Raw genomic sequence first — 15,043 nt, 5'->3', positions numbered from 1 at the left:
AGAGAGGTTTAAAAGATATGACTACATCCTTTACATATGAATCAGCAGCGTCTGCCGGTTCGGCGGAAGCAATCGTTCGACTGATCAGTCCAACAGATCTGAAGGATCAGACGGCGCAGTGGGTACAGCCGCAAATCGATATCGCGCTTCGCGCATGTCATGCAAAGGGGCTGTTTAAAGGAGAACAGGAGCAAGCGGAGATTATTGCTACGCTCGGTCTTCATTCGGCTAACCATATTATTTTCGTAGGGATAGGCAATGCTGTAGGACTTGCTGGTCTGCGACTTGCAGGAGCAACAGCTGCGAAGGCGCTAAAGCGAATTAAAGCGCAAACGGTACAGCTTCAAGTGCCGCAGGAAGTCATTGATGGCGGAAACGGATACTCGGCTGAACAAGCGTCGCAAGCGTTAACGGAAGGTCTTAAATTAGCGATCTATGACAGACTTCCAGAGCTGCGAAATGAGAAGCAGCGCTACGAGATTAGCAAGCTTTCTTTCGTCCTGGCTGGCGGAGGCGCTGAACCTTCGGGCTATGCCGAGAAATGGAATGCAGGCATTGCTCGCGGAGAGCTGTTCGCGGAAGGCGTAAAAGCGGCTCGCGATTTGACGAATCTCGCAGGCAACCGGCTGACGCCGGAAGGGCTGGCAGCTTATGCGGAAAATATGGCGCGGGAATATGACTTTGATATTGAAGTCATTGACGAGTGGACGGCTGCCGAGCAAGGCATGGGCGGATTGCTTGGCGTCGGACAAGGCAGCGCGAATCCGCCTCGAATGATCGTGCTTCATTATAAAGGCGCTCCCGATGATAATGAGACTTGGGGATTGATCGGGAAAGGCATTACGTTTGACACTGGCGGTATTTCGCTGAAAAAAGCGGCAGGAATGGAAGAGATGATATCGGATATGGGAGGAGCGGCTGCCGTTATTGGGGCGCTGCGAATTGTCGGTGAGATAAAGCCTGCCGTCAATATCGTTGCAGTCATTCCTACTGCGGAGAATATGCCGTCGGATCGGGCGTTCAAGCCGGGCGATATTATAACGATGATGAACGGGCTGAAGGTAGAAGTGGTAAATACCGACGCAGAGGGCCGACTTGTGCTGGGCGACGGTTTAACGACGGCAATTCGCCGGGGAGCGACGAAGCTGGTTGACGTTGCGACGCTTACCGGTGCCGTTCTGTCCGCTCTTGGCATTGAAGCAACGGGAGCGGTAACGAATGACGAGAGCTTAATGGAGCAAGTCAAACAAGCCTCTGAGAAAAGCGGAGAACGGGTATGGCAGCTTCCTGCTTACCCGGAGTATAAAAAGCAATTGACAAGCGATGCCGCTGATTTGAAAAACAGCGGAGGCCGATACGCAGGAACGATTACAGGCGGACTGTTCGTCGGCGCATTCGCAGAGGAGCTGCCTTGGGTGCATCTGGACATTGCCGGTACAGCTTTTCTGGATCGAAGCAGAAGCTGGGAGCCTAAAGGAGCAACCGGCGTTATGGTCCGTACGCTAGCTGAGCTTGTTACGGGCGAATAGACAACAGAGGCGGATTAACAGGGATGGGGAAGGAGAAATAGCATGCAGCTTATCAATAAGCAATCCGTGCAGGAACGTATTAATGCTTGGAAAAACCGGCCGCTGTATGCGCATGTCGAGATGACGTCTGGCGCATATGCGGCACATAACGACAGCAGCAAACATCCGGCGGCTACTTTTATAAGCAACGCCGTTGTACAATATTCAGCAGGCTCAATTGCCGGCGACGGGCCGTATCGCGTAGGTTTGAAAACGTCCAATGGCTGGATTTATTCGGAAGGATTGACCCATTGGGACTCTGGCGACGTCGAAAGACTCATTCTGGCTGGACATGACAGCCAAGGCAAGCTCGTTGTCGCGTTGCAGCTGAGTGAGAGCCCTTTTTAGAATAGCAGTGGGTATTAAGAACAAGAAAGGGAGGATCGAAGATGGCAACTTGGCAAAAAGCAGAGCGTATTCTCGTCATTCTGCCGCATCCGGACGATGAAGCGTTCGGCCTCTCGGGAACGTTGGCCAAATCGATAGAGGAAGGCGCACATGTGACCTATGCGTGCCTGACGCTTGGCGAGATGGGGCGCACAATGGGCGTGCCGCCGTTTGCAAATCGGGTAACGCTGCCGGAATACCGCAAGAAGGAGCTGGAGGAGTCTTGCCTGGCCATCGGCATTCAAGATGTTCGGCTTCTTGGCTTTCACGATAAAATGATCGAGTTTGAGGATCAGGACAAGCTGGATGGCAGCATTGACGCTATCATTAAGGAAATTCGGCCAGAAGTAATATTGACGTTCTATCCCGGTTATAGCGTTCATCCCGATCATGACGCATGCGGAGCATCGGTCGTCCGAACAGTTGGCCGGATGCCTGCTAATGAGCGCCCTCGCGTATTGTGCATAGCGTTCTCGCGCAATACGGTGGAAAATATTGGCGAACCCGATATTTATAACGATGTGACAGACTTTTTGGAGCAAAAGGTAGCGTCAATTCGCGCGCATCGCTCACAGTTTCAATTTGCCGAGCTGGAGGGCCGTGAGAGCTGGAAGCGCAAAGAGGTTCGCGACCGTTTTGGAATAGAGCGGTTCTGGACATATCGGTATTAATTTTATATGCTGCGCTGCCGTTGGGATGTAAACGGCGGCGCAGTTTTTTATTTTAGGCTCAAATGAGCCTAAAACGAGCAGAAACAGCATTCGAGAGCGTGAAAAGCGAACAGCTGTAGGTGTGCAGCGGGATCACTTTAATCTTTTAAGTAAATGCTATAGTTTTGCGGGTACTCGGATGATTAGCATCCCTTTATAATATTCGGCATTGTCGAATTGATAGATGATTATTCCATATATTAAGGGGATGATTCTGCATATAGCGATACTTTATAATTAAAACTGGTGTGTTGAAAGGGGAATGATTATGTACAAAGTGCTGCTGGTGGATGACGAAATTTTTGTCCGCAAAGGATTATTGAATTTAATGGACTGGCAATCTTTGCATTATGAAATATGCGGAGAAGCGGAAAACGGCAGCGAAGCGCTTGAACAGATTAGCCTGCTGCAGCCGGATCTTGTCATCACGGACATTCGGATGCCGGTATTGGACGGACTGGGGCTCATTCAGAAGCTAACGGAAAGCATGGAGAATCCGCCTGTTTTTATTATTATAAGCGGTTATCACGATTTTAAATATGCGCAGCAGGCGTTAAGATACGGCGTACACGATTATATATTGAAGCCAATAGACGAGGCTGAATTGGAGTCAACGCTTCGCAAGCTCTCCGGTACGCTTAACGTCAAACGTTTGGCCAGCTTGACCGGAGAGAAGCAGGTCTCGGAATCGGTCGTCGAGACGCTCATAAAAGGCCACCTCTCCGAAGATGATGTGAAAGCGCTTGCCCGCGCGCTGCAGCTCGACGAGTCGGAGTCGTTCGTCTATGTGCTGGCGGAGCTTCACGGACGGGGAGCGAACGGACAACTGCCAGCGCAGTGGACAGCGAAAGAAGCAGCGGTCGCGCTGCAGTTTTTGCCGGAGGAGCATCGCAGCCGCATTCCGGTCTATGAACAGCAGAAAGGGCTGTTCGGGCTGCTGTTGCCGATTGACCGGATAACGGAAGGCAGCAGCTGTGAAACCATATATCGAGGTCTTCAAAGGGAGCTAAGCCGCGCCGCGAAAGCGGATGTGATGCTCTATATTGGCGATTCCGTCGAAGGGCTCGGAAAGGTGAAGCAAACGTACCAAAGCGCGAACGAAGCAATGTCCTATAAATTTGCCGAGGACGGTCAAAACATTTTGTTCGCGAACCGGCTTCAAGGCACTTTGCTCTATTACTTCGACATTGAGAACGATACGTATAAAAAGCTGCTGGAGCATGTGGAAGAGAATGATCAAGAGGCTTATGCGAGCGACATTGACCGTCTGTTCCAGGAATTTATCGAGAAGCGTTTTGCTCCAAGCGCGGTGGCGAATGCGATTACCCGCTGTGTCATCGGCATTATAAATATTATTCGCGAGATGGATGGAGATGAAACGGAGCTGAAGCTGCTGCCGAAAGTGATGGATTGGCAGAACGGATACAATCGGCTGCAGCATTTGAAGCCGTTATTTCTGGCGTTTGCAGCGGAGGCTGCCGCATACATGTCGGAACGGCGAGGCGAGCAGTCCAAGGGCGGCATTGAGCGGATTAAGAAATATATCGAGGCGCATTATACCGAGAACATTAGCTTAAAGAGCATTGCGGCTAAATTTTATATGAATTCGGCATATCTTGGGCAATTGTTCCGCAAATCGTACGGCGTATATTTCAACGATTATTTGTTAAGCATCCGAATTGCGGAAGCGAAGAAGCTGCTGCGTCAAACCGATCTGCGCATGTATGAGGTAGCAGAGCGGGTCGGATTCCAGAACGCCGATTATTTCGTTACCCAGTTCGAGAAGCTGGAGAAGGCGACGCCTACCGACTATCGCAATAAATTGTTAGGCAAAAAATGAACGGATGGAGATACAACGTGGGACGATTTCATTTAAACCATCTGAAGCTGCGCGACAAGCTGATTTTCATGTATTTTTTGTGCGTCTTTATTCCAATCGTGCTAACCAATATTTTTTTCTATAATGTGTCAACGAACAATATTATAAATCAAAAAACACATGATGCGGATATTGCGCTCGAACAGCTGCAGCGAGAGCTTCGTGCTGTCATCGACGAGGCTGCAGGCATATCTTATCTCTACTATATTGATCCAGTGCTTAACGACCATTTGAACCACCATTATGCCAGCCAAGCGGAGTATATTGAGGCGCTTAACGAAAAAATGCGCGGCATGTTCAATAAATCGGAGCAAGCGTATCATACGACGAACTCGACAATTATTTATACAGATAACAAGACGATGCTGGCCTCGGGCAATATTTTGCCGCTTACCGAATCGGTTGTTGCTGAGCCATGGTACCAGGATTTTATTCAGACAAACGTATCCTACCCTTATTTATACGTTAACGATAGTCAGATCAGCATGATCCAGCGCATGAACAATACCGTCACATCAGTCAACAGCATTGTAAAAATTGATCTGAATATGGCGACGGTAAGGCAACTGTTCGCCAATTCCGGTTTTGAGGGAAACATTTATTTTGTGCACCCGAATCAAACGGTTCATTTTGCCAACGATAAAGAAATGGACTGGAGCTCGGGCACGCTTCCAATAACGAAAGTCGAGAAGCCGGAAAAGCCGATTGAATTCAACAAGCTGTATGCCAACAACAACTATTTGAATGGATGGGCGCTGCACGGTGTCATGGATGAGAAAAATGTTTTGCACGAGGTCCGCAAGTCGGGCTCTTTTATTTTTTATTTGGCGGCTCTGAATTTCCTCCTCCCAACGATTATTATTGTGGTCATATCGAGATCGATTCACCATCGGCTCGTCCGCATTCTGATATATATGAAAAAGGTTAAACACCAGCAGTTCGAACCGATCCCGTACGAGGATTCGCGCGACGAGATCGGCCAGCTCACCAGCGAGTTCAATCGAATGACTGCGAGGATCGACAATTTGATTAATGACGTCTATATGGCTGATATCCAGAAGAAGGATTTGGAAATCCGTCAGCGTCAAGCGCAGCTTCACGCCCTGCATAGTCAGATCAATCCGCACTTTTTGTTCAATGCGCTGGAAACGATTCGGATGCGCAGCTTGATGAAGGGTGAGGGAGAGACGGCCAGGACGATCAATTACATGGCTAAAATTTTCCGCAAGTCTATTTCATGGAAGCGCAGCTGGGTGACGATTCGTGAAGAAATCGAGCTGATTGAATGCTTCCTTGAAATTCAAAAATACCGTTTCGGGGACAAGCTGCAATATCAGTTAACCGTTGAGGATGCTGTTTACGACCAAATGATTCCGAAAATGACGTTCCTGCCATTTGTAGAAAATGCCAGCATACACGGCGTCGAGGGATCGCCTGCTATCGGGCTGATCGCGCTGCATATCGGTTTATCCGGCAATCGGCTTGTTTTCCGCTTAAGCGACAATGGAATGGGGATGACGGAAAGCAAGCTTGACGAGCTGCTTCACTATTTGAAGGACGACGATACGATAGGCGACAATGTCGGCATGAAAAATGTATATACGCGTCTAAAGCTTTGCTACCCGGATGCGTTTGAATTCGATATTCAAAGCGAGCATGGCAAAGGGACGACGGTCGAGCTTCGGCTTCCTAAGGATGGAAAAACGGGAGAAGATATGCAATAAACCAATAGCGGCCTATAGCAAAACTATGCATTTTAAAGTACGAACTAAAGTTTGGCGGGTAATCAGGCAAGCGGTTTCGATCTATACTGAAAGTGCTTACAAGACGTTTGAAACTGAAAGGGGTATTTATGAAGATGGGCAACAAGAAATGGTTGAACGCAGGCCTGGCTGCCATGACGGCTTCTGTCATGCTCGTTGTTGGTTGCAGCAATGGCAACACGGGCAGCAAAGAGAGCAATAAACCGGCTGAATCGACAGCCGCTGCGGAAAACGACAAAACGCCGGTAACCTTTACTTACTACAGCTTTGGCAACAACAAAGATGTACTTGCAAGCGACACCATAATCGGTAAAGAGCTTCAAAAGCAAACTGGCGTGGACTGGAAAATGGAATTTCTCGTTGGGGACGTTAAAACAAAATCCGGCGTCATGATCGCGTCCGGCGACTATCCGGACGTTATCGTTCCAGAGGGCGAGATTGACAAGCTGCTCGATGCCGGCGCTTTTATCCCGCTGGACGATTTGATTGAGCAATACGGCCCTAACATTAAACGCGTTTACGGTCCTTATTTCGATAAGTTCAGACAAGAGGACGGCAAGATCTATCACCTGCCATTCTCCGCAGACCAAGGCTATATCGGCGACCCGACGATCGGTCAAGGCGCGTTCTGGATTCAACGCTCCGTACTGAAAGAGTTTGGCTATCCAAAAATCAAAACACTTGACGAGTACTTCGATCTGATTAAGAAGTACCAAGATAAATATCCGCAAGTTGACGGCAAGGACACAATCGGTTTTGCAACGTTCGCAGGCGTGAAGGACAACTTCTTCACAATCACGAACACTCCGATGCACCTTGCAGGCTATCCAAACGACGGCGGCGTTATGGTCGACATGACTACGCATGATGCTAAAGTTTACGCGGCGTCCGACTATGAGAAAAGATGGCTGCAGAAGCTGAATGAAGTGAACGCGGCAGGCATGTTCGATCCGGAATCGTTCACGGCGAACAAAGACCAATACTTGGCTAAGCTGACTTCCGGCCGCGTACTCGGCTATTTCAACTACGGCTGGCAAGTAGGAGACGCAACGAACAACTTGAAAAAAGCGGGCATCGATGAGAAGCGTTACGCTCCGCTGCCAATCGTGTTCGATGCGAATACGAAAGATCAGTATGTAGATCCTCCTGCTTTCGTTAACAACCGGGGTATCGGTATTTCCGTAAAAGCGAAAGATCCGGTACGCATTATTAAATATTTCGACAACCTGCTTAAAGAAGAGAACCAAATTCTTGTTCAATGGGGTATTAAAGATACGCATTATTCCGTGGATGCAGACGGCCGTTATGTCATGACCAAAGAGCAAATTGTAGACCGCAACGACAACGAGAAAAAACGCTCGATCGGCTGGAGCTACTTCGAGTACAGCTGGCCGCGTTACGGCAACAACTCCCTGCTTGCCGACGGTAACTCATATGCCGTAGGCAATCAGCCTGAAATTGTGGCTACAGAATACACAGACGGCGACAAAGCGATTCTTGATGCATACGGCGCGAAAACATTTTCCGAATACTTCGCGAAGCCGGATGAGCGCCCATGGTTCCCTGCATGGAGCATCAACAAAGGCCAAGGCACGCCTGAGCAAGTTTTCGAACAAAAAACAGCTGACGTACAACAAAAATACATTCCGAAACTCGTTCTCGCTGCACCAGGCGACTTCGAAAAAATTTGGAACGAATATGTAGCCGAATACAACAAGAATGATGTAAAAGGTTACGAAGCATTTATTACAAAAGTAGTTAAAGACCGCATCGACGGAAAATGGTAAAAAACTAAGCGTTAACGGAGGACCGGGGCGAAGCACGATGCTTCGGTCCTCCGGTTTTATGGAAGGGAGATTAATCAGGTGGAGAAACATATAGAACAAGCCGTTGCAAACCTTAATAGACCGTTATCCGGCAGCTCTCGTTTGCAGCTGTTTTTCAAAAAACTGCTGCAGCAAAAAGTGCTGATGCTGATGTCGCTTCCTTTTCTGCTGTGGGTATTCGTGTTTAAGTATGTGCCGCTTTGGGGCTGGACGATCGCGTTCCAGAAATTCAGACCGGCAAAAGATTTGTTCGATCAGCAATGGGTAGGCTGGAAAAACTTCGATTTTCTATTCAGCGAGGATCGCTTTTATCTCGTGCTTCGCAATACGCTCGTTATGAGCTCGATCAACTTAATTCTCGGATTCGTTACGGCCATCGTATTGGCCATCCTGCTAAATGAGCTTCGCAACATTATATTTAAGCGGTTCGTGCAGACGATCAGCTACTTGCCGCACTTTATATCGTGGGTTGTAGCGGCAAGCATCGTATCTTCGGCATTGTCGCCGGAAGGCATTATCAATATTATGCTTATCAAGCTAAACATTATCGATCAACCGATCCTATGGATTGGAAAAGGGGAATATTTCTGGGGCATTCTCGGCAGCGCTGAGGTGTGGAAAAACGTCGGCTGGAATACGATCATTTATTTGGCGGCTATTACGACGATCGACCCCTCGCAGTACGAGGCTGCGGAAATCGATGGGGCCAACCGGTTCCAGCGCATTCTGCATATTACGCTCCCAGGCTTGAAATCCGTCATCGTTATTTTATTGATTATGAACCTTGGGCATATTTTGGAATCGGGGTTCGAGCCGCAATACTTGCTCGGTAATCCTATGAACGTGGAATATTCCGAAAACCTTGATATATTCGTACTGAAATACGGGATGGACATGGGCAACTATGGTGTAGCGACGGCTGCCGGAATGTTTAAGACCGTCGTCAGCTTCATTTTCCTCATCGCGGCTAACAACATCGCGAAGAGAATGGGCGAAAGCCGGTTGTTCTAGAAGGAGGCATAAATGATGAGTGAAGGAAGTTCTTCCCGCAAAGTATATTTTAATTGGCCCGATAAAATTTTTGATACGGTCAACATTATTCTGATGCTCGGACTGGTATGCATTACGCTCTATCCGTTCATCAACATGTTCGCACTGTCGTTCAACGACGCGAACGATTCCATTCGCGGAGGCGTTTACTTCTGGCCTCGGATGTGGACGTTGGACAATTACAATTACATTTTTAATGAAGCATCGATTTATTTCGCAACGTTCATCTCGGCGGCGCGCACGATTCTCGGGACGGTTGTCTCCGTATTCTTTACGGCAATGCTTGCTTACACGATCAGCCGTCAGGAATATGTGCTGCGGAAGTTCGTAACGGTCGCTTTCATCTTTACGATGTATTTCAGCGGCGGCCTTATTCCGGGGTACTTGCTCATTAAAGAGCTGGGTATGATCAATTCGTTCTGGGTGTACATTATTCCGGGCATTATCAGCGTATTTAATATGATCGTTATTCGCTCCTTTATCGAGGGGCTGCCGGAAGGCATTATGGAATCGGCGAGAATGGACGGCGCGGGCGATTTTACAACGTTTTTCCGAATCGTGCTGCCGCTTACCGTTCCGGCGCTTGCCACTGTATCGCTATTCGTAGCCGTAGGGCAATGGAATTCGTGGTTCGACGTATTTCTGTACAACTCCTCGCATATTGAGTTAAGCACGCTGCAATACGAGTTGATGAAAATATTGCAAACGTCGAATACGGCAGCGAACTCGACTACTGCAGGCGACGCGTTTGCATCTGCGCAAAGCGGCGGCGTTTCGGTAACGCCGACCTCGATCCGCGCAACGATGACGATTATCGCAAGCTTGCCAATCATTATGGTGTATCCTTTCCTGCAAAAGTATTTCGTTAAAGGGATGACCGTTGGCGGCGTGAAGGGATAACGCAAGACAGTATAGAATGTATAGATAGGCCGCTTCCGATCCAAGATGTTCCATCAGGCGGACGCGGCCTTTTATAGAGAGGGGTACATGCGATGATCGATAATGGATATAAAGGCTGGCTGCGTTATGACCGAGTGAACAACGCAGCGCTGGCGGAAAGCTACCGCCAGTGGACGAAGCATATTGTAATCGCTGGCGAATACGGAGACGGCCCGCTGGCGTCGGCTGCAAATGAACTGAAGATGGCGCTGGATTCCATGCTTGGCATGCAGGCGGAAGTGCAATGGACCGGCACGGAGGATCGGCATGCAGGGAAGGCCATTGTGGTCGGAACGCTGGGCAGCTCCGCGATTATTGACAGCGCTTTAACGGACGTAACGGCAGTAAGCAGCGTGTCTGCTGAAAGCTATTGGCTGAGGACGGTGAATCAAGGCGGCCGGACGTATGTGCTTGCCGCCGGCGTTTCGGCATCCGGCGCATTATACGCTGTTTTCCATTTGCTGAGGCTCATCCAATCGGGTGAATCGCTGGAGTCGCTGCAAATTTCGGAATCGCCGAAATACAGCCTTCGGATGATCAATCATTGGGACAATATGGACGGCAGCATCGAGCGGGGGTATGCCGGCGATTCGATTTTTTTCCGCAACAATGAGCTGCTGTCCGGCTCCGGGCGTATTCGCGACTATGCGCGAATGATGGCTTCGATCGGCATTAACGGTATTGCCATTAATAATGTCAACGTGCATCGGCCGGAGACGTTCCTTATTACAGAGCGGCTGCTGCCTCAGGTGGCTGAAATTGCAAGCGTGTTCAGGGAATACGGCATCAAACTTTATTTAAGCGTTAATTATGCAGCGACGATAGAGCTTGGCGATTTGGACACAGCCGATCCGCTCGATGAGCGCGTACGAGCCTGGTGGAAGGAAAAGGCGGCTGAAGTGTACCGGCATATCCCGGATTTCGGCGGTTTCCTTGTGAAGGCCGATTCTGAAAATCGCCCGGGGCCGTTTACGTACGGCCGAAATCATGCGGACGGCGCCAATATGCTTGGCGAAGCGCTGCAGCCTTATGGCGGTCTCGTGCTTTGGAGATGCTTCGTGTACAACTGCCACCAGGATTGGCGGGATCGTTCGACCGATCGGGCGCGTGCGGCGTATGACCATTTCAAGCCGCTTGACGGACAGTTTATGGACAATGTCGTGCTGCAAATTAAAAACGGACCGATGGATTTCCAAGTGCGGGAGCCGGTATCGCCGTTGTTTGGCGCGATGCAGAAGACGAATCAAATGATGGAATTTCAAATTACGCAAGAATATACCGGTCAGCAGCGGCATGTCTGCTTCCTGGTGCCGCAATGGAAAGAAGTGCTTGATTTCGATACGCATCACGGCGGCAATGGAAGCACGATCAAAGAAATCGCCGCGGGCAATATTCATCCTTATATGCATAGCGGCATTACAGCGGTCAGCAATATTGGCGATGATGACAATTGGACGGGGCATCATCTGGCGCAAGCGAATCTGTATGGCTATGGGCGCTTGATCTGGAATCCGGATTTGACTTCCGAGCAAATCGCAAGCGAATGGACGTCGCTGACGTTCGGAGCGGACGAGACGGTCGGAGAGGCGGTCGTTTCCTTTCTGCTGGAATCGTGGTCTATCTATGAGAGCTACACGTCGCCGCTCGGCGTAGGCTGGATGGTGCGTCCGCATTATCACTACGGTCCGGATATCGACGGCTATGAATATTCGAAGTGGGGCACGTATCATTTTGCCGATCATCTTGGCATTGGCGTCAACCGGACGAAGGCTGACGGCACCGGCTATGCAGGGCAGTATGAGTCGGCAAATGCAGCCGTATATGAAAGCTTGGAAAGCTGTCCGGATGAGCTGCTCTTATTTTTCCATCATGTGCCGTACACGCATGTGCTTCACTCGGGTTCAACTGTTATACAGCATATTTACGATACGCATTTCAGCGGAGTGGAACGGGTCGCTTACTGGCAGGACCGCTGGGCAAAGCTTGAGGGACGAGTCGATGAACTGCGGTTCCGCCTTGTAGCCGGCAGATTGAACGAGCAGCTGGAGAACGCGAAAGAATGGCGCGATATTGTAAATACGTATTTTTATCGGAAATCGGGCATTGAGGATGCACGGGGCAGAACCATTTATTAATCGTCGCTAACCGCGGCGTGCAGAGGAGAGGGCGTTCAAATGAATAATAGCTTGCAAAAGTCGAATCTTGTAATTCCCGGACTTGGTCAACAGTACAAAGGTTTGTTTGATATCGGCGCAGCCGTGAGCCAAACGACAATCGAGACGCAGAAGGAATTACTGGCCGCACATTTTAACAGCATTACGGCGGAAAACGATATGAAATTCGAACGCATTCATCCGTTGAAAGACGTTTATACGTTTGAAGCTGCGGACCGCCTCGTTGATTTCGCCGCGAAGCACGGCATGCGGATGCGCGGCCATACACTCGTTTGGCACAATCAGACGCCGGACTGGGTGTTCGAGGAATCGGACGGCGTACCGGCCATTCGGGAAACGCTGCTTGCCCGTATGAAGGAACATATCGACATCGTGGCAGGACGGTATAAAGGACTTATTTATTGCTGGGATGTTGTAAATGAAGTCATCGAGGACAAAAGCGACGTTTGGCTGCGGGAGTCCAACTGGCTGAATGGCATTGGCGAAGACTTTATCGCCAAGGCGTTTCAATTTGCGCATGAGGCTGACCCGAATGCGCTGCTGTTCTATAACGATTACAATGAATGCAATCCCGAGAAGCGCGACAAAATTATTCGCCTGATTCAAATGCTGCAGCAGCAGGAGGTACCGATTCACGGAATCGGCCTGCAAGGGCATTGGAATCTGAATGGACCGAGCATTGCCGAAATTCGTGAAGCGATTGAGAAATATGCAGCGCTTGGGCTGCAGCTTCAAGTGACCGAGCTCGACATTTCGATGTTTGATTTTGAAGATCGCCGCACCGACTTGCTGCAGCCGACAGCGGAAATGCTGGAGAAGCAGGCGGAGCGCTATGAGCAGGTGTTCGGCTTGTTCCGTGAATATCATGAGGTCATTACTGCGATTACGTTCTGGGGAGCGGGAGACGACTATACCTGGCTTGACGATTTCCCAGTGAGAGGCAGAAAAAACTGGCCTTTCGTTTTTGACGAGAAGCATCAGCCTAAGCCGGCTTTTTGGAAAATTGCGAATTGGAACAATCGTTAACGCAATTAAATCATTTCCGGGGAAATAGGATAGGTGAGACGACGATGAAAACGCGGATGAAATATCGCAATCCGGTATTGCCTGGTTTTTATCCCGACCCGAGCGCGATTCGCGTCGGCGACGATTATTATTTGGCGACAAGCACGTTCGAATATTTTCCAGGCGTACCTCTTTTCCATAGTAAAGATTTAGTGAGCTGGAAGCAGATCGGCAACGTGCTGACGCGAAGCAGTCAAGTGGATATGCTGTCGCGGAAAAGCTCGGAAGGCATTTATGCGCCTGTACTTCGCCATCACGAAGGCGTTTTCTATTTGATTACGACCGATGTGTATGGCATCGGCAACTTTTATGTGACCGCAGCCGATCCGGCTGGACCATGGAGCGACCCGATTCGGATTCCGTACGGCAACATCGATCCGTCGCTATTCTTCGATGAAGACGGCAAAGTTTATGTGTCCGCTCAATCCGGTTTCGGGGAAACCTCTCATATTATTCAATATGAGATCGATATCGAGACAGGAGCGGCGCTGACGGAACCGGTTGTCGTATGGGAGGGCGATGAAGGGCCGTGGGTGGAAGGGCCGCATTTATACAAGATCAACGGCTTGTACTATATGATGACAGCCTCCGGCGGCACCGGTCCGCAGCATCGGGAAATTATCGGGCGAAGCGAGTCCCCGTACGGACCGTTTGAAATGCTGCCTCATCCCATCCTGACGCATAATCGTCTTTCGGATCATCCTATTCAATATACGGGTCACGTCGAGTTGATTGACGATAGCGCGGGCAATTGGTGGGCATTGTTTCTGGGGGTGCGTCCGCGGAACGCGAACGGCAGCGTGCTTGGCAGGGAAACGTTCCTCGCACCGGTTCAATGGGTGGACGGCTGGCCGATGATCGACAACAATGAAGGGCATGTTGGTCTGGAGATGGAAGTCGAGCTGGAGCATGCCGCGTGGGATTGCGGGGCTGCTCAAGTGGAGGAAAGCTTAGAAAGCAGCCGTGTAGCTGCAGATTCGCATGTCTATACCGATTTCGCATCTTTGCAATTGCTAGGTCCGGAGTGGCTGTACACTCGCGTGCTGCCTTCTGCGGATGCGGTACGGCTTTCGGAAGACGGACTGACTCTAATCGGCAATCGGCATACGCTGCGTGACGGAGCTTCAAATGTATTTGTGTGCAGACGCCAGCAGCATCACGAAATGCGCATCGAGACAAAGCTAAGCTTTGCGCCTGTCTCGGATGGCGAGTATGCAGGATTAGCGGCACGGCTCAGCGACGGCGCGTACTGTGCGATCGGCTTGAAACGGCGTGAAGGCGCGCTTGGCATCGCTTCTGCGATCGTCCGGAAGGGCGAAACGGAAGAGCAGTTTGTTGCGCTTGAAGCCGCCGGCTACGGAGATGGAGCGGGCGAAGCGCAGCTCGCCATCCGCTCTAATGAGGAGGAGTATGAGCTGTTGTACTCGCTGGACGGTGAGCATTGGCTGAGCGCAGGCGCAGCTTCTGCGGACGGTCTGACGCCGGATTCCGAAGGCGCCTTTACCGGCGTATGTGTCGGCATGTTTGTGAACGGTACTCCGGAAGAAGAGAATCAATCCGCTCCGGCGCATTTCCGATATTTCGATTATCAAGGAACAGAAGATTAAATGAAAGGCTTCGCCCCGCAGGGTTCACGGGTGCGAAGCCTTTTTTTTTTGCACATATAGCCGAGCAATTCCGAC

General features: G+C 50.1%; 11 protein-coding genes. All 11 read left to right on the top strand.

The annotated features are described in order from the left end of the window. Positions 1 to 17 precede the first annotated feature (17 nt). Positions 18 to 1,529 carry a leucyl aminopeptidase gene (locus GOM71_RS16365; protein WP_156282967.1) on the top strand — a complete coding sequence of 504 codons (1,512 nt, stop codon included), beginning with the start codon at positions 18 to 20 and terminating at the stop codon, positions 1,527 to 1,529. 42 nt (positions 1,530 to 1,571) lie between these two features. Beyond that, entirely contained in the window at positions 1,572 to 1,916 is a 345-nt protein-coding gene (locus GOM71_RS16360; protein ID WP_156282966.1) for a YojF family protein, read from the top strand. 41 nt (positions 1,917 to 1,957) lie between these two features. Further along, entirely contained in the window at positions 1,958 to 2,626 is a 669-nt protein-coding gene (gene bshB2 / locus GOM71_RS16355) for a bacillithiol biosynthesis deacetylase BshB2 (protein WP_156282965.1), read from the top strand. Positions 2,627 to 2,933: 307 nt separating this feature from the next. Then, positions 2,934 to 4,505, top strand: coding sequence for a response regulator (locus GOM71_RS16350; RefSeq protein ID WP_156282964.1), 1,572 nt, complete (start codon positions 2,934 to 2,936; stop codon positions 4,503 to 4,505). Continuing rightward, a complete protein-coding gene (locus GOM71_RS16345) occupies positions 4,502 to 6,268 on the top strand; it encodes a sensor histidine kinase (RefSeq protein WP_156282963.1) in 1,767 nt (588 codons plus the stop codon). Before GOM71_RS16350 ends, GOM71_RS16345 begins: the two co-directional genes overlap by 4 nt. Before the next feature lie 134 nt (positions 6,269 to 6,402). Next, complete coding sequence (locus tag GOM71_RS16340; RefSeq protein WP_156282961.1) at positions 6,403 to 8,094, top strand: ABC transporter substrate-binding protein; 1,692 nt, start codon at positions 6,403 to 6,405, stop codon at positions 8,092 to 8,094. A gap of 78 nt (positions 8,095 to 8,172) precedes the next feature. Continuing rightward, positions 8,173 to 9,144, top strand: a complete 972-nt coding sequence (locus tag GOM71_RS16335) for an ABC transporter permease (RefSeq protein WP_483311052.1) — start codon at positions 8,173 to 8,175, stop codon at positions 9,142 to 9,144. Between the two features lie 15 nt (positions 9,145 to 9,159). Beyond that, complete coding sequence (locus GOM71_RS16330) at positions 9,160 to 10,083, top strand: carbohydrate ABC transporter permease (RefSeq protein ID WP_156282959.1); 924 nt, start codon at positions 9,160 to 9,162, stop codon at positions 10,081 to 10,083. 92 nt (positions 10,084 to 10,175) lie between these two features. Further along, complete coding sequence (locus GOM71_RS16325) at positions 10,176 to 12,257, top strand: alpha-glucuronidase family glycosyl hydrolase (RefSeq protein ID WP_156282957.1); 2,082 nt, start codon at positions 10,176 to 10,178, stop codon at positions 12,255 to 12,257. A gap of 39 nt (positions 12,258 to 12,296) precedes the next feature. Next, a complete protein-coding gene (locus GOM71_RS16320) occupies positions 12,297 to 13,322 on the top strand; it encodes an endo-1,4-beta-xylanase (RefSeq protein WP_156282955.1) in 1,026 nt (341 codons plus the stop codon). 44 nt (positions 13,323 to 13,366) lie between these two features. After that, positions 13,367 to 14,968 carry a glycoside hydrolase family 43 protein gene (locus GOM71_RS16315; RefSeq protein WP_156282953.1) on the top strand — a complete coding sequence of 534 codons (1,602 nt, stop codon included), beginning with the start codon at positions 13,367 to 13,369 and terminating at the stop codon, positions 14,966 to 14,968. Positions 14,969 to 15,043: the final 75 nt, after the last annotated feature.

This window comes from Paenibacillus sp. NEAU-GSW1, from assembly GCF_009737085.1.
In the GTDB taxonomy this organism is placed as follows: Bacteria; Bacillota; Bacilli; order Paenibacillales; family Paenibacillaceae; genus Pristimantibacillus.
This window is presented reverse-complemented; position numbering and strand designations above follow the sequence as displayed.